The organism is Rhizobium sp. ZW T2_16 (assembly GCF_044987325.1).
Lineage (GTDB): Bacteria > Pseudomonadota > Alphaproteobacteria > Rhizobiales > Rhizobiaceae > Neorhizobium > Neorhizobium cellulosilyticum.
In genome coordinates this window covers 78,991-100,611 of the sequence record NZ_JBJDRG010000013.1, presented here as the reverse complement: position 1 = coordinate 100,611, position 21,621 = coordinate 78,991, and the positions used below count along the sequence as shown (strand labels likewise).

Annotated in this window: 20 protein-coding genes; 12 read left to right on the top strand and 8 right to left on the bottom strand. The window is 59.7% G+C overall.

Translation table 11 applies throughout. From position 1 onward, the window contains the following. Positions 1-13: 13 nt before the first annotated feature. Positions 14-1,108: a response regulator gene (locus ACI3K0_RS23125; RefSeq protein WP_404946332.1), complete on the top strand. Its 1,095-nt coding sequence runs from the start codon at positions 14-16 to the stop codon at positions 1,106-1,108. Between the two features lie 7 nt (positions 1,109-1,115). Here the strand turns inward: ACI3K0_RS23125 and ACI3K0_RS23120 are convergent, their stop codons facing one another. Then, positions 1,116-1,430 carry a helix-turn-helix transcriptional regulator gene (locus ACI3K0_RS23120; RefSeq protein ID WP_206828030.1) on the bottom strand — a complete coding sequence of 105 codons (315 nt, stop codon included), beginning with the start codon at positions 1,428-1,430 and terminating at the stop codon, positions 1,116-1,118. A gap of 61 nt (positions 1,431-1,491) precedes the next feature. Here ACI3K0_RS23120 and ACI3K0_RS23115 point away from each other — a divergent pair, with 61 nt between their 5' ends. The 7 genes from ACI3K0_RS23115 (at position 1,492) to ACI3K0_RS23085 (ending at position 9,313) form a co-directional block, all read left to right on the top strand. Further along, positions 1,492-4,434: a monovalent cation/H+ antiporter subunit A gene (locus ACI3K0_RS23115; protein WP_404946331.1), complete on the top strand. Its 2,943-nt coding sequence runs from the start codon at positions 1,492-1,494 to the stop codon at positions 4,432-4,434. Further along, positions 4,434-4,772, top strand: a complete 339-nt coding sequence (locus tag ACI3K0_RS23110) for a Na+/H+ antiporter subunit C (protein WP_183829326.1) — start codon at positions 4,434-4,436, stop codon at positions 4,770-4,772. The genes ACI3K0_RS23115 and ACI3K0_RS23110 overlap by 1 nt, the downstream gene beginning before the upstream one ends. Further along, on the top strand, positions 4,769-6,391 hold the full coding sequence (locus ACI3K0_RS23105; protein ID WP_404946330.1) for a monovalent cation/H+ antiporter subunit D: 1,623 nt from the start codon (positions 4,769-4,771) through the stop codon (positions 6,389-6,391). The genes ACI3K0_RS23110 and ACI3K0_RS23105 overlap by 4 nt, the downstream gene beginning before the upstream one ends. After that, on the top strand, positions 6,391-6,867 hold the full coding sequence (locus ACI3K0_RS23100; RefSeq protein WP_404946329.1) for a Na+/H+ antiporter subunit E: 477 nt from the start codon (positions 6,391-6,393) through the stop codon (positions 6,865-6,867). Before ACI3K0_RS23105 ends, ACI3K0_RS23100 begins: the two co-directional genes overlap by 1 nt. Continuing rightward, positions 6,864-7,145 carry a K+/H+ antiporter subunit F gene (locus ACI3K0_RS23095; RefSeq protein ID WP_112505878.1) on the top strand — a complete coding sequence of 94 codons (282 nt, stop codon included), beginning with the start codon at positions 6,864-6,866 and terminating at the stop codon, positions 7,143-7,145. The genes ACI3K0_RS23100 and ACI3K0_RS23095 overlap by 4 nt, the downstream gene beginning before the upstream one ends. Next, a complete protein-coding gene (mnhG, locus tag ACI3K0_RS23090; protein WP_183686373.1) occupies positions 7,142-7,540 on the top strand; it encodes a monovalent cation/H(+) antiporter subunit G in 399 nt (132 codons plus the stop codon). Before ACI3K0_RS23095 ends, mnhG begins: the two co-directional genes overlap by 4 nt. A gap of 375 nt (positions 7,541-7,915) precedes the next feature. Beyond that, the gene (locus ACI3K0_RS23085; protein WP_404946328.1) at positions 7,916-9,313 is read left to right on the top strand and encodes a hypothetical protein; all 1,398 of its coding nucleotides are present in this window, start codon (positions 7,916-7,918) and stop codon (positions 9,311-9,313) included. A 78-nt stretch (positions 9,314-9,391) separates the two neighbouring features. Here the strand turns inward: ACI3K0_RS23085 and ACI3K0_RS23080 are convergent, their stop codons facing one another. From ACI3K0_RS23080 to ytfQ, 7 genes are all read right to left on the bottom strand, one after another. Then, positions 9,392-9,628 (bottom strand): hypothetical protein, encoded by a 237-nt coding sequence (locus ACI3K0_RS23080; protein ID WP_148147705.1) that lies wholly within the window; start codon positions 9,626-9,628, stop codon positions 9,392-9,394. A gap of 311 nt (positions 9,629-9,939) precedes the next feature. After that, entirely contained in the window at positions 9,940-10,902 is a 963-nt protein-coding gene (locus tag ACI3K0_RS23075; RefSeq protein ID WP_404946327.1) for a siderophore-interacting protein, read from the bottom strand. 59 nt (positions 10,903-10,961) lie between these two features. Then, the gene (locus ACI3K0_RS23070) at positions 10,962-11,744 is read right to left on the bottom strand and encodes a FadR/GntR family transcriptional regulator (protein WP_183829313.1); all 783 of its coding nucleotides are present in this window, start codon (positions 11,742-11,744) and stop codon (positions 10,962-10,964) included. A 2-nt stretch (positions 11,745-11,746) separates the two neighbouring features. Next, positions 11,747-12,733 (bottom strand): galactofuranose ABC transporter, permease protein YjfF, encoded by a 987-nt coding sequence (gene yjfF / locus ACI3K0_RS23065; protein WP_404946326.1) that lies wholly within the window; start codon positions 12,731-12,733, stop codon positions 11,747-11,749. Next, a complete protein-coding gene (locus ACI3K0_RS23060) occupies positions 12,730-13,761 on the bottom strand; it encodes an ABC transporter permease (RefSeq protein WP_404946325.1) in 1,032 nt (343 codons plus the stop codon). The genes yjfF and ACI3K0_RS23060 overlap by 4 nt, the downstream gene beginning before the upstream one ends. After that, the gene (locus ACI3K0_RS23055) at positions 13,761-15,287 is read right to left on the bottom strand and encodes a sugar ABC transporter ATP-binding protein (protein WP_404946324.1); all 1,527 of its coding nucleotides are present in this window, start codon (positions 15,285-15,287) and stop codon (positions 13,761-13,763) included. Before ACI3K0_RS23055 ends, ACI3K0_RS23060 begins: the two co-directional genes overlap by 1 nt. A 92-nt stretch (positions 15,288-15,379) precedes the next feature. After that, positions 15,380-16,348 carry a galactofuranose ABC transporter, galactofuranose-binding protein YtfQ gene (ytfQ, locus tag ACI3K0_RS23050; RefSeq protein WP_373289457.1) on the bottom strand — a complete coding sequence of 323 codons (969 nt, stop codon included), beginning with the start codon at positions 16,346-16,348 and terminating at the stop codon, positions 15,380-15,382. A 316-nt stretch (positions 16,349-16,664) separates the two neighbouring features. Between ytfQ and araD1 the strand changes: the two genes are divergently transcribed. The 4 genes from araD1 to chvE all read left to right on the top strand — a co-directional run bounded on the left by araD1 (position 16,665) and on the right by chvE (position 21,592). After that, on the top strand, positions 16,665-17,657 hold the full coding sequence (gene araD1, locus ACI3K0_RS23045; RefSeq protein ID WP_404946347.1) for an AraD1 family protein: 993 nt from the start codon (positions 16,665-16,667) through the stop codon (positions 17,655-17,657). Positions 17,658-17,668: 11 nt separating this feature from the next. After that, positions 17,669-18,595, top strand: a complete 927-nt coding sequence (locus tag ACI3K0_RS23040) for a Gfo/Idh/MocA family protein (protein ID WP_404946323.1) — start codon at positions 17,669-17,671, stop codon at positions 18,593-18,595. A gap of 2 nt (positions 18,596-18,597) precedes the next feature. Continuing rightward, the gene (locus ACI3K0_RS23035; RefSeq protein ID WP_404946322.1) at positions 18,598-20,427 is read left to right on the top strand and encodes an IlvD/Edd family dehydratase; all 1,830 of its coding nucleotides are present in this window, start codon (positions 18,598-18,600) and stop codon (positions 20,425-20,427) included. Between the two features lie 103 nt (positions 20,428-20,530). Then, positions 20,531-21,592, top strand: a complete 1,062-nt coding sequence (chvE, locus tag ACI3K0_RS23030) for a multiple monosaccharide ABC transporter substrate-binding protein (protein ID WP_404946321.1) — start codon at positions 20,531-20,533, stop codon at positions 21,590-21,592. Positions 21,593-21,621 lie beyond the last annotated feature (29 nt).

The window sequence follows — 21,621 nt, the reverse complement described above, 5'->3', positions numbered from 1 at the left end:
AGAGGAGATTTGCATGTTCAACATGGCAATCGTCGAAGACGAGGAACTGGAGCGGCGCGCCCTGCGCTCGATCATCGAGCGCAATACGGATGACATCAGGATCGTCGGCGAAGCCAAGAACGGGTCGGAGGCGGTCAGGCTGCTTGAGAGCGAACGCATCGACGTGATGCTGCTCGACATCAAGATACCACGTCCCAACGGGCTGGAACTGCTGCAGATGGTGCGTGAGCGGCATCTGGCGACGAAAGTGCTGATTGTTACGGCCTACGACTATTTCGACATCATGCAGGCGGCGATCCAGTACAAGGCCGACGGTTTTCTCTTAAAGCCGGTACGGACCGAGGCGTTGCTTGATGGGGTTCGTGATTGCCTGGCCATGCCGGTTACTGAAAAGATAGTGCCGAACCTGCGTCTGATGCCGGCGATGGATGCCGCTGAGGATGAGGTGGAGGACGAAATCGACATCGCAGATCGTATCCGGTCTCTGGTCGAAAGGCGCGCCTATCGTGACTGCCTTCGTCTGGTGCGGACGCGGCTGGAAGGCATCTATGCTCACAAGGACGTGGCACCGCGCCATGAAGTGCTCGATCTTGCCGAAATCCTGACGGATCTTCTGGAGGAGATGGACCGCAAATTACCGTTGCCGATGGCGCGGCAGGTCGCAGAGCTGGAAAACCAGCGCCTCGATGCCCGCAGCCAGTACAAGGTCCAGGAATTGCTATGTCAGATCACCGACATTCTTTTCGACCCCGGACAGGAGCATGGCGGGGCAGCCGGGGAGCGGATCGAAACGGTTCTGCATTTCATCGAGCGCAATCTTTCCAAGGGGGTAACGCTTGAGGACGCGGCGGAATTTGCGCATGTCAGCCCCTGTTATCTTAGCCGGCTGTTTCGCAAGAAAATGAATACCACCTTCATTTCCTATCTGAAGGGGCAGCGGATCGAGCGCGCCAAGGTTTTGCTGCAAAACAGCGACCTCCCGATCAGCAATGTTTCACTCGATCTTTCCTATGCGGATGCGAATTATTTCTGCAAGGCGTTCAAGAAGGAGGTCGGCATCTCGCCTTCGGAATATCGGCAGCAGTTCCACAAAGCCCGCGTCGGGTGAACCGATGTCAGTCGGAAGCCGTTTTCTTGTCCTTGGGGCAAATGGCGACACAGCCATCTTCCACTGTCACGAAAGCCAGCCCGCCCTCTTCGAAGGCGCGCCTGAGCTGGGCTTCGGTCGAGCGGTGAACCTCATGGCGATCACCTTCATAGTCCCTGATCGTGCTGCGGGACACGCCTGAGCGATCCGCCAGATCGCCTTGCGTCCAGTCGAGGAAGCCACGGCCTGCCCGACAGAGCGCCGGTGACAAAATCTTTCCCTGATCCGGTTGACCCATTGTTCCAAATTGCCCATATTGGTCAGAATAAATCATATATGGCAGTTTGATCCGGTTGGCTAGTGGGGCACCCCATTACATGATAAAGGACTGAAATGCCTCGAGAATGAAGGGATGGGACATTGGGATAACGCTTGCGCCGCACTTTCTTGTCTTGCTGCTGGCCCTGCCGTTTATCGGAAGTCTCCTTTCCGTACTGCTCCTGAACACGGCATCGACGGCTTTGCCGTCGCGACTGGCCTCGCTGGTGGCGTTCGGCTGCCTCGTCATTACCGTGCTTGCCTATCCGCAGGTGACCGACGGCAATGTCCTTCGTTACACCATAGAATGGATCCCTCAGCTCGGGCTGAATTTTTCGCTGCGTCTGGACGGTTTCGCCTGGATGTTCTGCGTGCTGATCAACGGCATCGGCTTCCTGGTTACGGTTTACGCCCGCTATTACATGTCCGAGGAAGATCCGGTTCCGCGGTTCTTTTCCTTCTTTCTCGCATTCATGGGGGCGATGCTCGGCATCGTGCTTTCCGGCAATGTGATCCTGCTTTCAATCTTCTGGGAACTGACGAGCATCTCGTCCTTCCTTCTGATCAGCTACTGGAACAACTCGGCTGCGGCGCGCGATGGCGCCCGTATGGCCCTGACGATCACCGGTATCGGCGGTTTCTGCCTGCTGATCGGGCTTCTTCTGCTCGGCAACATTGTCGGCAGCTACGATCTCGACAAGATCCTCGCCTCGGGTGATCTGATCCGCAGTCACTCGCTCTATGTTCCGGCGCTAGTCTTCATCCTGCTCGGTGCGCTGACGAAAAGTGCGCAGTTTCCGTTTCATTTCTGGCTGCCAAATGCCATGGCGGCGCCCACGCCAGTGTCCGCCTTCCTTCATTCGGCAACCATGGTAAAGGCCGGGGTCTTCCTTCTGGCGCGCTTCTCGCCTGCTCTTTCCGGCACCTATGAATGGTTCTTCATTCTGGGCGCTGCCGGCATTTTCACGCTTCTGCTCGGCGCATTTTTCGCGATCTTCCAGCAGGATCTGAAAGGGCTTCTCGCCTATTCGACCATCAGCCATCTTGGGCTGATCACTACGCTGCTCAGTCTCGGAAGTCCGCTGGCCACGGTGGCCGCGATCTTCCACATGCTCAACCACGCGACCTTCAAGGCATCGCTGTTCATGGCGGCCGGTATCATCGATCATGAGACCGGAACGCGCGACATGCGGCGATTAAGCGGGCTATTCCGCTATCTGCCCTATACAGCGACGCTTGCCATGGTGGCGAGCGCGGCTATGGCGGGCGTGCCGCTGCTCAACGGCTTCCTGTCAAAGGAAATGTTCTTCGCCGAGGCAATCGAGACGCATGCGGATTCGGTTCTCGACATCATCCTCCCCTATGTCGCAACGCTTGCCGGCGCGTTCAGCGTCGCCTATTCGCTGCGCTTCATCCATACGGTCTTCTTCGGTCCGTCGCCAACCAATCTGCCGAAGGATACGCCGCACGAACCGCCGCGCTGGATGCGTTTTCCGATCGAGCTGCTGGTCGTCATCTGCCTGATCGTCGGGATCGTGCCGGCATTTTCGGTCGGCCCGTTCCTGCATACGGCTGTCGTCAGCGTACTTGGTACGCAGACGCCGGAATACAGCCTTTCCATGTGGCACGGCTTCAACCTGCCGCTGATCATGAGCCTCATCGCGCTTGTCGGCGGTGCGGCGCTCTATTTCGTCCTGCGCCATTATCTTGCGACCTGCGAGGACGGTCCTCCGCTGATCCGGCGGCTCAAGGGCCAGCGTATCTTCGAGCGCATACTGGTCGAGGTTTCATGGCGCTGGGCGCGCATGGCCGAACAGCGGATCGGCACGCGCAATCTGCAGCCGCAATTGCGCTGGGTTGTCGTGACCGGTTTCCTGGCGGGACTGCTGCCGCTCTGGCATTCCGGTTTCGAGCCACGGACCTTCGTCTTTTCGGGCGTCGACAAGGTGTTTGCCGGCATCTGGCTGATCGGTATCTGCCTTGCGCTCGGCACGGCCTATCTCGCCAAATACCACCGGCTTGCCGCACTGGTCATGCTGGGCGGCATCGGGCTTATCGTCTGCATCACGTTTGTCTGGCTTTCAGCTCCGGATCTCGCGATCACCCAGCTGCTGGTCGAGATCGTTACCACCGTTCTCATTCTTCTCGGCCTGCGCTGGCTGCCCAAGCGGACGGAGAAGATGGATGAATCAGTGACCTTCCGCGCCCGTTTCCGGCGTTTCCGCGACCTACTGATTGCGATCATCTGCGGTATCGGCATGACCTTCATTGCCTATGCCGTCATGACAATGCCGGTGCCGGATGCGATCGCGACCTACTTCCTGGAGAACGCCTATTCCGAAGGTGGTGGTCGCAATGTCGTCAACGTTATTCTCGTCGATTTCCGCGGGTTCGATACGCTCGGCGAAATCGTTGTTCTCGGCATCGTTGCACTCACCGTCTTCGCGCTTCTCCGCCGTTTCCGTCCGGCGCCTGACACGATGGTCATGCCTGAACAGCAGCGGATCCAGAACCGTTTTGATGAGGAGCGGCCGGAGCGGAACGCAGGCGATACGGTGCGCGAATACCTGCTCGTGCCATCGGTGATCATGCAGTGGATGTTCCCGGTCATCATCACCTTTGCCGTCTATCTCTTCATACGCGGGCATGATTTGCCGGGCGGCGGCTTCTCGGCCGGGTTGACGCTGTCGATCGCCTTCCTGCTGCAATATCTGGCGGGCGGTACGCGCTGGGCGGAAGACCGCATCCGCATCCTGCCACTCTGGTGGATGGGGCTCGGGCTGATCATCGCCACGCTCACGGGCATAGGCGCATGGTTCCTCGGCTATCCGTTCCTGACGTCCCATTCGCAGTATCTGACGCTGCCGCTCATCGGCAAGGTGCCGGCTGCAACGGCGTTGCTCTTCGATCTCGGGGTGTTCCTTCTGGTGGTAGGGTCGACGGTGCTTATTCTCGTCGCGCTTGCGCACCAGTCCATCCGCATAACCCGCCTTCGCACGATCGAGGCCGAAAAGGCGAAGGAGAGCTAATGGAGATCATCCTTTCCATCGCCATCGGCGTCATGACCAGTTGCGGCGTGTGGCTCATCCTGCGTCCGCGCACCTATCAAGTCATTATCGGGCTCTCGCTCCTGTCTTATGCAGTGAACCTGTTCATCTTCAGCGTCGGTGGCGTGAAGACGAATGTTCCGCCAATTCTGAGTGAAGGGGGCGGGCATGACGTTCTGGCCGATCCGGTGCCGCAGGCGCTGGTGCTGACCGCCATCGTCATCGGATTTGCAACGACGGCACTCTTCCTCGTTGTCCTGCTCGCTTCACGCGGCATGACCGGCACCGACCATGTGGACGGCAGAGGGGAGAAGCGATGAACGGCTGGTCGCATCACCTCATCATCGCACCGATCCTGATCCCGCTTGTGGCAGCGGCCATCCTGGTTGTCATCGATGAACGACAGCGCGTGACCAAGGCGATGGTAAGCCTCGTCTCGATGCTTCTGCTTCTGACGGTCGCCTTCATTCTTTTCCGCATCGAAAGCGGCCCGAACGGCTACGAAGGTGTCTATCTGCTCGGCAACTGGTCGGCGCCGTTCGGTATCGTTCTCGTGCTGGACGGCCTGTCTGCCCTGATGCTGCTTCTGACAGCGTCGGTCGCTGTCGCCGCACTCGTCTATTCGCTGGCGCGCTGGCATGCGATGGGCTCGCATTTCCATTCGATGTTCCAGTTGCTGCTGATGGGCGTGAACGGCGCTTTCCTGACCGGCGACCTGTTCAATCTCTTCGTTTTCTTCGAAGTGATGCTGGCGGCATCCTATGGTCTGTTGCTGCACGGTTCGGGTCAGCTGCGCGTCAAGGCCGGGATGCACTACATCGCGGTCAACCTTGCGGCAGCGCTGCTCTTCCTGATCGGCGTCAGCCTGATCTACGGCACGGCCGGCACGCTCAATATGGCGGATCTCGCGGCCCGTATTCCGGACATGGAAGCGGATCGCCGGATGCTGATGGAGGCGGGCGCCGGGGTGCTCGGCATTGCCTTCCTGATCAAGGCCGGCATGTGGCCGCTCTGCTTCTGGCTGCCCACGGCCTATAGCGCAGCTTCGGCCCCGGTTGCCGGCATTTTTGCCATCCTCAGCAAGCTCGGCATTTATGTCATCCTGCGGCTGACCATGCTCCTCTTCGATAACGGGCCGTCGGCCGGCTTCGGTTCCACGGTGCTGCTCTATGGCGGCATGGCGACGCTGATCTTCGGTACGATCGGTATCCTGGCATCGCAGGCACTCGGCAGGTTGGCCGGCTTTTCGGTGCTTGTGTCTTCAGGCACGCTGCTGATGGTTCTCGGCATCAATGATGGTGCGGTGTCCTCGGGTGCGCTGCTTTATCTGGTCAGTTCAACACTGACGATCAGCGCCTTCTTCATGCTGATCGAGCTTGTCGAACGAAGCCAGGATGCAGGCGCCAACGTTCTTGCCGTGACGATGGAAGCCTATGGCGATGCCGACGAGGACGAGCCGGAAGAGGGCGATGGTGTTACCATGCCCGGCACGATGGCGATCCTCGGTACCTGCTTTGCCATGTGCGGCATTCTTCTCTCCGGCCTGCCGCCGCTCTCGGGCTTCATCGCCAAGTTCGCCATGTTGTCGGCAATGATGGGCACCGGCGCGATCGGTGTTCCGCCAACTGCCCCCGTCTGGACGCTGATCATCCTCGTCATCCTGTCCGGTGTCGCAGCGCTGATTTCGATGACGCGCGTCGGTATCCGTACCTTCTGGACCTCGCTCGAAGGCGTAGTGCCAAGGGTTCTGGTGATCGAGATCGTGCCGGTAATGTTCCTTCTGGCGCTGACTCTGTTCCTGACGGTGCAGGCCAACTCGGCGATGCAGTATATGGATACGACCATCCGTACGCTCAGCAATCCGAGCCTCTATATCGACGCGGTTCGCAACGCGACGGTCGTGCCGGGTGTCGATGACGGCACAGGGGAGGGTTATTGATGCTTCCCTATCCGATCCTGACGATCTCGCTGACGCTGATGTGGATGCTGCTCAACAGCTTCACGCTCGGACATCTGATCCTCGGCGCGCTGGTTGCGGTATTTGCCTCCTGGGCGATGGCGTCGCTTAGGCCGGACAAACCGAAGCTGAACAAGTGGTACCTTCTGCCCAAGCTGTTTTTCATCGTGCTTTACGATATCGCGCTTTCCAACATCGCGGTGGCGTGGCTGATCATCCGGGGCCGAACGAAGGGTGGGAAGGCCGGTTTCCTGACGATCCCACTGGAGATCAAGGACCGCACCGCGCTGGCGCTTCTGGCGATCATCCTGACGAGCACGCCCGGATCGGTCTGGCTGGAATATGATTCCTATGATGGTTCGATCCTTATGCATGTGCTCGATCTCGAGGAGGAAGAGCAGTGGATCGCAACGATCAAGAACCGCTATGAAAAGCTGCTGATGGAGATATTCGCATGAGTGCCGTCATCATCTACACCGCAGTCGCGATTGCGCAATTCATGCTCGTGGTCGCCATGGCGATCGCCGCAATCCGGATGTTCCGCGGCCCGCGGGCGCAGGACCGGATCATCGGTCTCGACACGATCTATATCAACGCGATGCTGCTGCTCGTGACATTCGGCATCGGCACGGGTCGGGTCATCTATTTCGAGGCGGCGCTGGTGATCGGCCTGCTCGGGTTCGTTTCCACCGTGGCGCTGGCAAAATTCCTGATGCGCGGGGAGGTGATCGAATGATCTATCCTGCAGTAGACCTTCCCCTACCCGTCGCATTTGCGGTGGCTTTCTTCCTTCTCGTCGGCGCAGCTCTTGCGCTGATCGGTGCGATCGGTTTCCTGCGTCTGCCGTCCTTCTACGAACGGCTGCATGCGCCGGCGCTTGGCACCAGCTGGGGTATCGGCGGCATCATGCTTGCATCGATGATCTATTTCACCGCCGCGTCTTCGCGGCTGGTCATCCATGAAATCCTGATCGGCATTTTCGTGACCTTCACAACGCCGATCACCTTCATGCTTCTGGCGCGTGCAGCCCTGCACCGGGATCGCACGGCCCGCAGCCATGGTGTTCCGCGCAAATATCCGATCGGCCCGGAAGAGCGGCCCCGTGAGGATGACGAGTCGCAGGCTTCCTGACCTCAGGCGAGTTAAGTCGATCGTGCTTCGGATGCGCTTGGCTCACCGATCGCGAAGTCATGCCTGCCAAGGAATGCAGTTGCCCTAAAAATCACCACCGAGGCGATCTGCCGCGTTGAGCGGCACTTCGTAATTGTGTGTATAGGTCATCAACCTGCGTGAAACGCGCATTGTTTGCGTCGCAGCAGGCGCTTTCGCTCTGCGAATGCTGGACTTTTCCAATGTTATGCTGCAATGCAGCATTTCGGTGTTTGTCCTGCAGGCAGGGCATCGCCGCGTACTGCAGATTGTTGATATCACCGAATTCCATTTCAAGATTTCTCGTCGTTCCGCACATGCGTGTCGGGTCGGAGCCTGTCCCGGAGTTATTCATCCATGAGCAAGGGTGCCTCAGCCGCAACGCTGCAAAAGCAGCAGGTTATCAGCTGGGCAGATGTACTTACCCTCACAGGTGCGTTTCTCTTCGTTCTTGCAAATGTGACCCCGGGGTCCGTATGGCTGCTCCGGGCTGCCGCTGCTCTGGCCACGGTGGCAGTGCTGTCGGATTGGAAACGGCTTGCGACGATTGCCAAAGTGTTCGTCACCGCCGGCTTCATACTCTGCGCAACGTCGGAATTCCTGCTTCCGGCCGGCAAGGCTGCGATCGTTGAGCGGGCGCTCTACCAGGGCGTCGGCTTCTCCTCGTTCCTGTCCGTGCTCGGCATGCTGCGTTATGCGGTCGGACGTTCGGACATCATCAGGAATGCGGCGGAATATCTGATGAGCATGCCCGGCCGCAGGCGTTACCAGGCGGTGAAGGTCGGCAGCCATCTGCTCAGCCTGCTCTTCAATATCGGCATCATCTCGCTGCTCGGGCAGATGGTGGCAAAGGCGACCGAGGGCCAAGACCGGCAGGGCGAGCGTCGTTCCATCCTGCTTGCGGCCATGCGCGGAACGGTTCTGATGACCATATGGTCGCCGCTCGGTGTCGGTTTTGCCATCATCACCCAGTCCATTCCCAATCTCGCGCCGACGGCTTTTATCATTGCCGCCTTCGCGACTGCTGCGGCTTTGATCCTCGTGACGACACTCCTCCACACCGAGGTGACAGGCCAGACAATCAATGCTGTGCTCGATGTCGGTGACAGGCCGTCGGCCGGTCCGCTTGCGATAACGCTTTGCGCCTGCGTCGGGCTGTTTGGCGGCACGCTGGCGATCCACGCTGCGATCGATGTAAGTCCGCTTGTCGCCTCGCTGATCCTCCTGCCGCTGTTTGCTCTCGGCTGGATCGTTTACGAGCAGCGTGTGCCGATTTCGGGGCTCGGACGCGAGGTCAAAGGCATGGTCGGCAACATGTCGGTGATGCGGACGGAGAGTGCTATCTATCTCTCGGCCAGCGTCATCGGGGCAACGGCTGTCGTCTTCCTCGATGGCAGGGGAGATTTTCTGGCAGAGTTGAACCAGTTACCGCCTTCGCTGCTGGCAGGTCTGTGCATCGTGGCGATCGCGGCGAGCGCGCTTCTCTTCGTGCCGCATTCGATCGTGGTGGTGTTTCTCGCCCAGTTGTTCGGGGCAGCCGCCTTCGGCAATGCTCATCCGATGCTGCTGGCGCTGGCGCTTTCGCTCGGCTGGGCGGCGGGGATCGCGCTTTCGCCGATCAGTGCGATGACGATTACCATGGCGCGCCTGACATCCACCTCGGCTACGACGATCGTCCTCAAATGGAACGGTGCATTCGCAACGACCGTGATGGCCAGCTCGCTTCTGCTTGTGCTGGCCGTTTCATTCTTCTGAGTTACGGTGAGCTTCCGCGGATGCGGGAACTCGATGATGGAGACGATGTTGCTCGCAGCACGTTGGCCCAGAGTTGGGTCAGAGCTCGCGATCAGCGATCTGCTGTTCGATCAGTTCGCGAGCGAGTTCGTGCGTGCCGTCTTCGTCATCGCCGGCCACCTCACTGATCTTATCCATGGCAGAGAGGTAGATTTCCTTTTCCTCCTCGCCGGTCAGAATTCCCTTTTCGACCAGGGCGTCGATCAAGGAGTAGAAAACCGCCGCTGAAGAAAGCGTTATAGCCTCAGACATAAGTCTGGCGGATTCGTAAGTCATGCCCGCACCTCAATTATCCGATTCAGAAACACGCACTAAAGGGCGACCGCGACATTGCTGTGACGCCTCCACTTTGCGGCACTATTAGCTCCGCGAGCGCTCTTATTTAATGAAAAGTGCCCATTTTTCAGCTTTGAGCAAGCAAGAATACCAAGCGAGGTTACGGGGTAAGGTTAATTCGAGCAATTCCGACGCTTGCGGGTATTAGGATACCTTAAAACAGGGATGTCAAAAATTCCCGTGCATCCCGGCATGTCCGAGCGTGGCAAATCACTCTACTGCTTCTGCTTTCAGAGGTTCCGCCCGGCTGCTCAATTCCAGTAGGCGGCGGCCGTGAAATCACGTTTCTGCATGCCGCGAGCGGTCAGGCATGCGCGCGCAACGCGTGCCTGATCTGCATGCCCTGCAAACCACACATAAGCGCCGTCGACCAAGTTGATAGCCTCCAGAGCCGGGATCAGATCGTCGACGGTCGAGACCCTGTGATCGGCCGCGAGTTCGCAGAGATCCTCACGGCTTGCCTTGATAAATGCGCGGACGTCGCCTGGGGCTTCCTGAAGGATCCGGATGATGGCCGGCACTGCGGTTTCATCGCCGAAAAGGAAAAGGTTGCGGCTCTCGGGGCAGCCGCCGCCGCCCGGACCGATGATGCCGATCGTCCGTCCGACCGGATCTTCCGCCAGCCAGGCGGATGTCGGGCTGCCAGCGTGTTCGAAGATGTCGAATTCGAGCCAGTTCTGGCCATAAGCCACGGTGGTGTAGACGGGCCGGTGCAGGGCGTCGTCACCCTCTGGCCATACGGTGCGGCCGGATGCAGCGATGCGCGGCCAGCAGGGTGGGCGGCCCTTGCGGGGGATAAGGAGGCGGAAGTGGTAGCTGCAGCCTTCCCCAAAACGTTCCGTATCGTGCCCTTCGAGGCGCACGCGGGTGAAGCCGGGCGACCGTTTGGTGATGGATGCGACCTGCATCAGCGACATGCCGGGTGCGAGCGCGCCTTCGGCCACTTCATCCCATTTCGGGCAGAGGAGACATTCTTCGAAAAGCTCGGTCAGGCTGCCCTGAAGGGTCTGCAGCAGACGCTGTTCGGGCGACGAGATCTCGATCGTGACGCCGGTTTCGTCCGGATAAAGCGTTGCCTTGGAATTCCAGACATGGAAGCAGAAACCTTTTGCTTCCTGCGTCAGCGGCACTTCCCACTCGGCTGCGCGTTTCTTCAGCGCATCGATTGCGGCACCGTTGTCACGGGTAATGCGGCCTCGGGTCTGGTGAAGCATGGCGGTTGTCCGGAATATCTATCGTCTCCCCGGACTAAGATCATTCATGAGTTATGAAGTCAACTATTGTTGACCGTGACAGGCTTGCGGGTGTCGATCGCGTTCTTATCCGAGCCGCGGAGCGATCCGCGAATACGGCTCTTGCCGACCTCGATCACATGCCGCATTGCCGACATCGCCTTGGCCGGATCACGCGAGGCGATGGCATGGACGATCCGCAAATGGTTGGTCGCCACTTCGTCGATTGTTTCCGGTGAAGCGGCGGGGGACGAGAGTTCGAACGAAATCGCGAGTGCCGCTTCGATCAGTGCGCTCGCCGAACGCATGAACGGGTTACCGGACATGCGGGCGATGGCCAGATGGAATTCGAGATCCACCTTTGCGATCGATTCCGGCGTGTGGTTGAGGTTGTCGAATTTCGCCGCGATCGCATAGAGCGCGACGATGTCGTCGCTTGTGGCGCGGGCCGCAGCTGCGGAGGCTGCTGCCGGTTCAAGGGCAAGGCGGATCTCGGCAAGATGTTCGATGAATTCGTAATCCAGCCCGCTCTCGAAACGCCAGCCGAGGACATCCGAATCAAAGAAATTCCAGCTGTCCCGCGGCAGCACGCGCGTGCCGACCTTTGCCTTTGCTTCGATCAACCGTTTGGCGGAAAGCGTCTTCATCGCCTCGCGCAGAACGGTGCGGGAGACGCCGAAACGGCCCGAAAGCTCCGCATCGCCGGGCAGGAGCGAGCCTTCCGGTATCTTGCCGGAGACGATACCGCGCCCGAGCTCGGCGACCACATGGGCGTGGTTGCCGCGCCGCTTCCGGCCGCTGATGGTCGTTTCCAGAAGACCCAAAATCAAACTTCCTTCAATTGTCGTACCGCAAGTCGGCGGTCCGAATACCAGATGATGGTGCGCTGCAACACAATGAATACGAATAACAGGATGCCGATGACGATTTTCGTCCACCAGGAGGACAGCGTTCCGTCGAAGACGATGTAGGTCTGGATCAGCCCCTGCAGCAGGATGCCGATGAAGGTGCCGGCGATCAGACCGACGCCGCCGGTCAGCAACGTGCCTCCGATCACCACAGCGGCAATCGCATCGAGTTCCACGCCGACCGTCGCCAGCGAATAACCGGACGACGTGTAAAGTGTATAGACGATGCCGGCGAGGCCGGACAGGAAGCCCGACAAGGCGTAGATGCGGATTGTCGTCGCACCCACCGGCACACCCATCAGCTCGGCTGACTGAAGATTGCCGCCGATCGCATAGACATTGGCGCCGAAGCGCGTGCGCGAGGCGACGACGATGCCGACTGCAAAGACGACGAGCATTACCATCGCAAGCAGCGTCAGCCGGCCGCCACCCGGGAAACGGATGTAGAAGCCGAGCATGGTGTCGATGAATTCATGCGTAATCGGCACGGATTGCGTCGAAACGAGATAGGCAGCACCACGTGCAAGGAACATGCCTGCAAGCGTCACCACAAAAGGCGGGATCATCAGGTAGCGGATCATCGCCCCCATAAGGCAGCCGAACAGGGTCGAGATGACCAGTGCCGCGAGAAAGGCGGTGAGCGGATGTACGCCGAAGGAGCCGACCAAAACGGCGACAAAGACGCTGGTGAAGGCGATGACCGAGCCGACCGAAAGATCGATGCCGCCCGACAGGATGACGAAGGTCATCCCTACTGCTGCGATGCCCAAAAAGGCGTTGTCGGTCAGAAGGTTGCCGATTACCCGCGTCGACAGCATGTTGGGAAACTGCAGGACGCATAGCCCGTAGGCGATGACGAAGATCGCCAGCGTGGTGACGAAGGGCAGGTTGCGGGCATGGATCATCGTGTCGCCTCCTTCGTGCCGTGGTTGAGCTTGTCACTTCGCCGGGTGGCCTTGATGAAACCGAAGAGGGTCATGATCGCCGGCGATTGCAGTGTCAGCACCACGATGATGATGCCTGCCTTGATGATGAGGTTGAATTCCGGCGGAAAGCCCGAAACGAGAATGCCGGTATTGATCGACTGGATGATCAATGCGCCGATCAGCGAGGCGGTGATCGAGAAACGTCCGCCATTGAGCGACGTGCCGCCGACGACGACTGCAAGGATGGCATCGAGTTCCAGCCAAAGGCCGGCATTGTTGGCGTCGGCACCGCGAATGTCGGCGGTGACGATCATGCCGGCAATGGCGGCGCAGAGGCCGGAAATCGCGTAGGCTGAGAAGAGCAGGAAGCGGGCGCGCACGCCGGCAAGGCTTGCCGCGCGGCGGTTGATGCCGGTCGCCTCGATCAGGAAGCCGAGGGCGGTGCGCCGCATCAGAAGGCCGATGATAAGTGCGGTTCCGACCCAGAGATAGATCGGGATTGGAATGCCGGCGAGTGAGCCGGAGCCGAGTGCTGCAAACGTATCGTCATTGAAGGTGAGGATGACACCTTCGGTGATGAGCTGGGCGATGCCGCGGCCGGCCACCATTAGGATAAGCGTCGCGATGATCGGCTGGATATCGAGGACGGCGACGAGTATGCCGTTCCATAGACCGCAGATAATGCCAACGCCGAGAGAGACGGCGATCACGGCCGGCAGCGGATAACCGTCGGTGATCAAAGTGGCGGCGACAGCACCGCAAATGGCGATCACGGCACCGATCGAAAGGTCGATGCCGCGTGTGGCGATCACTAGCGTCATGCCGACGGTAAGTAGCGCAACGGGTGCGGCACGAACCAGAATATCGATCAGGCTGCCGTAAAGCCGGCCGTTCTGGACGGATATCGTTAGGAAGCCGGGGGCAATAAGGCTGATGATGCCGAGAATGATGGCGAGGGCGGCAAGCTGTGGTGCCAGGCGACGCAGGCGGCGGGTGAACCAGGTCATCACGCAGCCTCCGTTTCGCCGGTGCCGGCAATGGCGCGGATGATCCCGTCGGTGGTCAGCTGACGGCCCGAAAGCTCAGCCACATGGCGGCGGTCGGACAGTACGATGACGCGGTGGGCCACTGCGGTGAGTTCTTCCAGCTCGGAAGATATGACGACGAGCGACATGCCCTCGGAGCACAATCTTTCGATCATTTTCAGGATTTCCGCATGAGCGCCGATATCGATACCGCGGGTCGGCTCGTCGAGGATAAGCAGCCGTGGTTCCGTCACCAGCCAGCGGGCAAGGATCGCCTTCTGCTGGTTGCCGCCGGAGAGAAACTTGATCGGCCGTTCGCGGTCCGCGGGGCGAATGTCGAGAGACTTGATGAAGCTGTCGGCGAATTCGCGCTTCTGGGCTGACGAGATCGGCCGCATCCAGCCGCGCTGCGCCTGCAGCGCCAGCACGATATTGTCTGCCACCGACAGGTCGCCGACGATGCCATCCGTCTTGCGTTCTTCCGGACAGAAACCGAAGCGGTTGCCGATAGCGGCTTCCGGCGAGGCGATTGAGACCTGTTGGCCATCGATCGTGGCGGTGCCGCTGTCGGCGCGGTCGATGCCGAAAAGCAGAAAAGCGGTCTCGCTGCGGCCGGAACCAAGCAGGCCTGCAATGCCGACGACCTCGCCCGGCCTGATATCAAGATCGAAGGGCGCGACGCTGCCCTTCTTGCCGTAATTCTGGAACTGGATCGATGGCGCGCCGCGATCGTCGATGGTTTCCGGCTCTGCCTGATGATCGCGGGTGATGTGCTGCAGCTCGCGGCCGAGCATCATCGAGATCAGATCGAGGCGCGGCAGTTCCGAGATTGCGCGGCTTCCGACCAGCCGGCCGTTGCGCAGCACGGTGACGCGATCGGCGATCTCGTAAACTTGATCGAGGAAATGGGTGATGATGACGATGCCGACGCCGTCTTCGCGCAGCTGGCGCAGAACGGTGAAAAGGCCTTTCACCTCGTTGGCATCAAGGCTTGCCGTCGGTTCGTCGAGAACCAGGACCTTGCCGGAAAGATCGACGGCGCGGGCAATCGCGATGATCTGGCGGATCGCGACGGAATAGGAAGAAAGAAGCGCGTCGACGTCGATATTGAGGCCATATCGCTCAAGCAGAGTTCTGGAGCGCTCGCGCATAGTGCGGCGGTCAATCATGCCGAAGCGGCGCGGCTGGCGGCCTAGAAACAGGTTTTCCGCTACCGTCAGGTTTTCCAGAAGATTGACCTCCTGATAGACGGTGCCGATGCCGAGCGCCTGTGCGGCGGCGACATCATCGGGGGAAACCTCGTTGCCTTGCAGATAGATCGTGCCACGATCGCGGCGATAGACACCGGTCAGGATCTTGATCAGTGTTGATTTGCCTGCGCCGTTTTCGCCGAGAAGCGCATGAATCTCGCCCTGCTGAAGGGTGAAATCGACGTCTTCAAGGGCGGATATGCCGAAAAAGGATTTGCCGATGCCTCGGGCTTCGAGAAGAGCGTGTGGTGCTGACATGTCTTCGTCCCGCATGCTGATGAGAAACCGAAGCGGGAAATCCCGCTCCGGTCATTGATCCTGTCCGGCTTCGAGCGCCGGACAGCGGGAGATCAGTAGCCGAGGCCTTTCTTGGCTTCGTAGACCTTCATCGGATCGTCCTTCTGAGTGTAGAGCTTGGACTCAGTCTGGATCCACTTCTTCGGTTCCTTCTTGTCCTTCAGATAGGCTTCCAGCGCATCGAAGGCGGGGCCGGCCATGTTCGGCGTCAGTTCGACGGTCGCGTTGGCTTCACCCTTGGCCATAGCCTGGAAGATATCCGGCACGGCGTCGATCGAGACGATCTTGATGTCGGTGCCCGGCTTCAGGCCGGCTTCCTTGATCGCCTGGATTGCGCCGACGGCCATGTCGTCGTTATGGGCGTAAACGGCACAGATATCCTTGCCGCCGCCTTCCGCCTTGATGAAGCTTTCCATGACTTCCTTGCCCTTGGTGCGGGTGAAGTCGCCGGTCTGCGAGCGCACGATCTTGATGTTGGACGCAGCCTTGATGCCTTCCTCAAAGCCCTTCTTGCGGTTGATTGCCGGTGAAGAGCCGGTCGTGCCCTGAAGCTCGACGACCTTGCAGTCCTTGGAGCCGACGTCCTTGGCAAGCCATTCGCCGGCGACCTTGCCTTCGAAGACCTGGTCGGAGGTTACGGCGGTAAGATAGAGATCCTTGGGGGACTCGATTTCGCGGTCGAGAAGAATGACCGGGATTTTCTCTTCCTTGGCTTCCTTCAGAACCGCATCCCAGCCGGTGGCGACCACCGGAGCGATCAGGATGGCGTCGACGCCCTGGGCAATGAAGCCGCGGATCGCCTTGATCTGGTTTTCCTGCTTTTGCTGGGCGTCAGCAAATTTCAGCGTAACGCCACGCTTTTCGGCTTCCTGCTTGGTCACAGTCGTTTCGGCTGCGCGCCAGCCGGATTCAGATCCGATCTGCGAGAAGCCGACTGTCAGTGATTTTGCGGAAACGCCGGATGCAAGAGTTGCAAAAATAGCGGCAGCAGTTGCCGCGACGAGAGCTTTTTTCATCTTAATCCTCCCAGAGATGATGAAGCAAACTGGCGAGGCAAGGATTGGCATATAATAATACTTTTTCAACCCCCAATTTCACGACTTGCCGAAAATTCGATCAAACTGTCGGAAATGTTGGCGAATTGCGTGTATTGGTTGGGCCTATAGCCTGAAAATTGACCATTGCCGATTTACCTTTACGGAAAAAGACGTTCTTGACATCGGCAACGCAAATCCAATAGTCGTATTTTTGAAAGATGTCAGGTCCGCGACCTGATAGGAGGACGGCATGGCCTGTGGAGGCGCCATGTCAAATCAGACAAAATGGATGACGGGTTTGATGCTGAGAATTCTGCAGATTGCCGATGACGCTGGTGCAACCAAGGTTGTTGCATGGGAGGGGCAGGGCTCCGGCCATGTCGTCAATGGTGTGACTTCGACCTATGATCTGGCGATGCAGGCAATTGCTGCGGGCCGCAGTCTTGCGGCGCAGATCGAAGCGCTCGGCTTTGGTGCAGATATCGATGTCGAGCTTGCTGCGCGCGAAGGCCGTATCGGTCTGCCGATCTCGCATCCCGATCCCGCTCATTTCATCGTTGCCGGCACAGGTCTGACGCATCTCGGTTCGGCCGATGGTCGCGACAAGATGCACAAAGCCGCTCAGGCTGAAGACAAGCCGACCGATTCCATGCGCATGTTCCTGTCGGGCGTCGAAGGCGGCAAGCCTGCCCCGGGCCAGATTGGTGCGCAGCCGGAATGGTTCTACAAGGGCAATGGCTCGCAACTCAGGTCCACCGGCTCGGATCTCGTCTCGCCATCCTTCGCGCTCGATGGCGGTGAAGAGCCGGAACTTGCCGGCATCTATCTGATCGGTCCTGATGGCACGCCCTTCCGCGTCGGTTTCTGTCTCGCCAACGAGTTTTCCGATCACGTGACCGAGAAGGGCAACTATCTGTGGCTCGCTCATTCGAAGCTGCGCCAGGCGTCGCTCGGGCCGGAGCTGCTGATCGGCGATCTGCCGGATCACGTCGAGGGCACGTCGCGCATCCGCCGCGGCGATCAGGTTATCTTCGAGAAGCCCTTCCTGTCGGGCGAAGCCAACATGTCGCACTCGATCGCCAATCTCGAATACCATAACTTCAAATACGACATCTTCCGCGCGCCGGGCGACCTGCACGTTCATTTCTTCGGCACGGCTACCTTGTCCGTCTCGCACGGCATCAAGACCGAAGAAGGTGATGTGTTTGAAATCGATGCTGCGCCCTTCAAGCTGCCGCTCGTCAACCGTCTGACCGTCGCCGCGGCGATGTCGGTTGACGTGCGCAAGCTTTAAGGAAAATTGACATGAGCAAAATTCGTCTCGGCATCGTCGGGCTTGGAAAGATCGCCAGAGATCAGCATCTCGGCGCGATCGAATCGACCGACGGCATCGAACTGACGGCTGTCGCCAGCCGTAACGCCAAGCTGGAAGGCGTTCACTGCTTTCACGACATCGATGCCATGTTGGCATCCGGCGTTGAACTAGATGCGATCTCGCTCTGCACGCCGCCGCAGGGACGCTTCGCCCAGGCCAAGGCCGCTATCGAGGCCGGCAAGCATGTGATGCTGGAAAAGCCGCCGGGCGCTACATTGTCTGAAGTGTTTGCGCTGGAAAAGCTGGCCAAGTCGAAAGGCCTGAGCCTGTTTGCCACATGGCACTCCCGCGGTGCCGCAGGCGTCGAGCCGGCGCGGGCACTGCTTGCCAAGCGCAAGCTCAAGAGCGCTTCTGTCGCGTGGAAGGAAGATGTGCGTCACTGGCATCCGGGCCAGGCCTGGATCTGGGAGCCGGGTGGTCTCGGCGTGTTCGATCCGGGCATCAACGCGCTGTCGATCGTCACTCGCATCATGCCGGAGACGTTTCATCTCACCCATTCGGACCTGACCATTCCGTCCAATCGCGCAGCGCCGATTGCCGCCAACCTGACGTTTGAAACCGCGTCCGGCCTGCCGATTACGGCTGAGTTCGACTGGCGCCAGACCGGCCCGCAGACCTGGGACATTCGCGTCGAGACGGAAGAAGGCTCCGTCGTGTTGACCCATGGCGGCAGCCGTCTGATCGTCGATGGCGATGCGCAGATCGTCGAGGAAGATCGCGAATATCGCAATCTCTACCGGGATTTCGTTGCGCTCGTCTCTAAGGGCGAGAGCGATACCGACTTTTCGCCGCTGGTGCATGTGGCCGATGCCTTCATGCTGGGCCGGCGCATCGAAACTGAAGCATTCGAGGACTGACAATGGCAGATCACGGCAAAACCCCGTCCACCGAGATTGCAACGACCGGAGCGCGCAAACTTCGTTCGCGCGCCTGGTTCGACAATCCCGACAATGTCGACATGACGGCGCTCTATCTGGAGCGCTACATGAACTTCGGCCTGAGCCAGGCCGAACTCCAGTCCGATCGCCCGATCATCGGCATCGCGCAGACCGGTTCCGACCTGTCGCCCTGCAACCGTCATCACCTCGAACTGGCCAATCGCCTGCGCGAGGGCATTCGCGAAGCCGGCGGTATCGCGATCGAATTCCCGGTCCACCCGATCCAGGAAACCGGCAAGCGCCCGACTGCGGGCCTAGACCGTAACCTTGCCTATCTCGGCCTCGTCGAGGTTCTCTACGGCTATCCGCTTGATGGCGTCGTGCTGACGATCGGTTGCGACAAGACCACGCCGGCCTGTCTTATGGCGGCGGCCACCGTGAACATTCCCTCGATCGCCCTTTCCGTTGGCCCGATGCTGAACGGCTGGTTCCGTGGCGAGCGTACCGGTTCGGGCACGATCGTCTGGAAGGCGCGCGAACTGCTGGCCAAGGGCGAAATCGATTATGCTGGCTTCGTCAAGCTGGTGGCTTCGTCGGCTCCGTCGACCGGCTACTGCAACACTATGGGCACGGCGACCACGATGAACTCGCTTGCCGAAGCGCTCGGCATGCAGCTTCCGGGTTCGGCCGCCATTCCGGCGCCTTACCGCGACCGCCAGGAGGTCTCCTATCTGACCGGCCTGCGCATCGTCGAAATGGTCAAGGAAGACCTGAAGCCGTCCGACATCCTGACCAAGGACGCCTTCGTCAACGCCATCCGCGTCAACTCGGCGATCGGCGGTTCGACCAATGCGCCGATCCACCTCAACGCGCTTGCCCGCCATATCGGCGTGGAACTGACGGTCGACGACTGGCAGACCTATGGCGAAGAGGTTCCGCTTCTCGTCAACCTGCAGCCGGCCGGTGAATATCTCGGCGAGGATTATTATCACGCGGGCGGTGTTCCGGCGGTCGTCAACCAGCTGATGGGCCAGGGCCTGATCAACGAAGACGCGATCACGGTCAACGGCAAGACGATCGGTGAGAACTGTCGCGGGGCGATCATCGAGGACGACAAGGTCATCAAGCGTTATGACGAGCCGCTGAAGGCGCGCGCCGGTTTCCGCGTGCTGCGCGGCAACCTGTTCTCGTCGGCGATCATGAAGACCAGCGTCATTTCGCCGGAATTCCGCGAGCGTTATCTGTCGAACCCGAGCGACCCGGAAGCCTTCGAAGGCAAGGCCGTGGTGTTCGACGGTCCGGAGGATTACCATCACCGCATCGACGATCCGTCGCTCGGCATCGACGAGCACACGGTCCTGTTCATGCGCGGTGCCGGTCCGATCGGTTATCCGGGTGCGGCCGAAGTCGTCAACATGCGCGCGCCGGATTACCTTTTGAAGCGCGGCATCAGCTCGCTTGCCTGCATCGGCGATGGTCGCCAGTCCGGCACGTCGGGCAGCCCGTCCATCCTCAACGCTTCCCCGGAAGCGGCAGCAGGTGGCGGCCTGGCGCTTCTGAAGACCGGCGACCGGGTACGTATCGACCTTGGCCGCGGCGAAGCGAATATCCTTATTTCCGACGACGAGCTTTCCGCACGTCGCCGCGAGTTGGAAGCCAATGGCGGTTATCATTATCCCAAGCACCAGACGCCCTGGCAGGAAATCCAGCGCGGCATTGTCGGACAGATGGAGACCGGTGCGGTTCTTGAGCCGGCTGTCAAATACCAGCGCATTGCGCAGACCGAAGGTCTGCCGCGCGACAATCACTGACCTTTAAAGGCAGGCGTCCTTTTTGAGGTCGTGAGGGCGGCGAGGAGCCAGCCCGAACTAACTCGGTGGCCCGTTGGGGGCCACCGTTACGGAGGAGTGTACAATGAAAATACTTAAATTGCTTGCTTCTGCGGCGATGATGGCTTCGATCGCCTTCGCTGCCCCCGCATTCTCGCAGGACAAGGGCCTCGTCGGCGTTGCCATGCCGACCAAGTCCTCGGCCCGCTGGATCGCCGACGGCGACAACATGATCAAGGTCCTGCAGGAGCGCGGCTACACCACCGATCTCCAGTATGCCGAAGACGACATTCCGAACCAGCTTTCCCAGATCGAAAACATGATCACCAAGGGCGCCAAGGTGCTCGTGGTCGCTTCGATCGACGGCACGACACTGTCCGACGTGCTTGCCCAGGCACATAATGCCGGCATCAAGGTCATCGCTTATGACCGCCTGATCCGTGACACCCCGAATGTCGATTATTACGCAACCTTCGACAATTTCCAGGTCGGCGTTCTGCAGGCAACCTCGCTGGTCAAGGCTCTCAAGGCCGACACCGAAAAGGGCCCGTTCAACATCGAACTTTTCGGCGGTTCGCCGGACGACAACAACGCCTACTTCTTCTATGACGGCGCCATGAGCGTTCTGCAGCCGCTGATCGACAAGGGCACCCTCGTCGTCGGTTCCGGCCAGACCGGCATGGACAAGGTCGCCACCCTTCGCTGGGACCCGGCTACCGCCCAGGCCCGCATGGACGCGATCCTCTCCTCGACCTATTCCGACAAGAAGCTGAACGCAGTCCTGTCTCCTTATGACGGCCTGTCGATCGGTATCCTCTCGTCGGTCAAGGGCGTAGGTTACGGTTCCGGCGACATGCCGATGCCGTTCGTTTCCGGTCAGGACGCCGAAGTTCCTTCGGTCAAGTCGATCATTGCCGGCGAGCAGTATTCGACCATCTTCAAGGACACGCGCGATCTCGCCAAGGTCACTGTCGACATGGTCGATGCGGTCATGAGCGGCAAGGAGCCTCAGGTCAACGACACCAAGACCTACAACAACGGTAACAAGGTCGTTCCGTCCTACCTGCTGAAGCCGGTTGCCATCGACAAGACCAATGTCGATCTGCTGGTCAAGAGCGGTTACTACACCGAAGCGCAGATCAAGTAATCCATTCAGGCCGCGCGGCGACCTGCCGC

Bases quoted from the DNA above. Each gene is read 5' to 3' on its own strand.
- ACI3K0_RS23105 (WP_404946330.1), top strand. From the start codon at position 4,769: ATGAACGGCTGGTCGCATCACCTCATCATCGCACCGATCCTGATCCCG.
- ACI3K0_RS23085 (WP_404946328.1), top strand. From the start codon at position 7,916: ATGAGCAAGGGTGCCTCAGCCGCAACGCTGCAAAAGCAGCAGGTTATC.
- ACI3K0_RS23095 (WP_112505878.1), top strand. From the start codon at position 6,864: ATGAGTGCCGTCATCATCTACACCGCAGTCGCGATTGCGCAATTCATG.
- chvE (WP_404946321.1), top strand. From the start codon at position 20,531: ATGAAAATACTTAAATTGCTTGCTTCTGCGGCGATGATGGCTTCGATC.
- ACI3K0_RS23115 (WP_404946331.1), top strand. From the start codon at position 1,492: ATGAAGGGATGGGACATTGGGATAACGCTTGCGCCGCACTTTCTTGTC.
- ACI3K0_RS23040 (WP_404946323.1), top strand. From the start codon at position 17,669: ATGAGCAAAATTCGTCTCGGCATCGTCGGGCTTGGAAAGATCGCCAGA.
- mnhG (WP_183686373.1), top strand. From the start codon at position 7,142: ATGATCTATCCTGCAGTAGACCTTCCCCTACCCGTCGCATTTGCGGTG.
- ACI3K0_RS23125 (WP_404946332.1), top strand. From the start codon at position 14: ATGTTCAACATGGCAATCGTCGAAGACGAGGAACTGGAGCGGCGCGCC.
- ACI3K0_RS23060 (WP_404946325.1), bottom strand. From the start codon at position 13,761: ATGACCTGGTTCACCCGCCGCCTGCGTCGCCTGGCACCACAGCTTGCC.
- yjfF (WP_404946326.1), bottom strand. From the start codon at position 12,733: ATGATCCATGCCCGCAACCTGCCCTTCGTCACCACGCTGGCGATCTTC.
- araD1 (WP_404946347.1), top strand. From the start codon at position 16,665: ATGCTGAGAATTCTGCAGATTGCCGATGACGCTGGTGCAACCAAGGTT.
- ACI3K0_RS23080 (WP_148147705.1), bottom strand. From the start codon at position 9,628: ATGACTTACGAATCCGCCAGACTTATGTCTGAGGCTATAACGCTTTCT.
- ACI3K0_RS23110 (WP_183829326.1), top strand. From the start codon at position 4,434: ATGGAGATCATCCTTTCCATCGCCATCGGCGTCATGACCAGTTGCGGC.
- ACI3K0_RS23035 (WP_404946322.1), top strand. From the start codon at position 18,598: ATGGCAGATCACGGCAAAACCCCGTCCACCGAGATTGCAACGACCGGA.
- ACI3K0_RS23075 (WP_404946327.1), bottom strand. From the start codon at position 10,902: ATGCTTCACCAGACCCGAGGCCGCATTACCCGTGACAACGGTGCCGCA.
- ACI3K0_RS23100 (WP_404946329.1), top strand. From the start codon at position 6,391: ATGCTTCCCTATCCGATCCTGACGATCTCGCTGACGCTGATGTGGATG.
- ACI3K0_RS23055 (WP_404946324.1), bottom strand. From the start codon at position 15,287: ATGTCAGCACCACACGCTCTTCTCGAAGCCCGAGGCATCGGCAAATCC.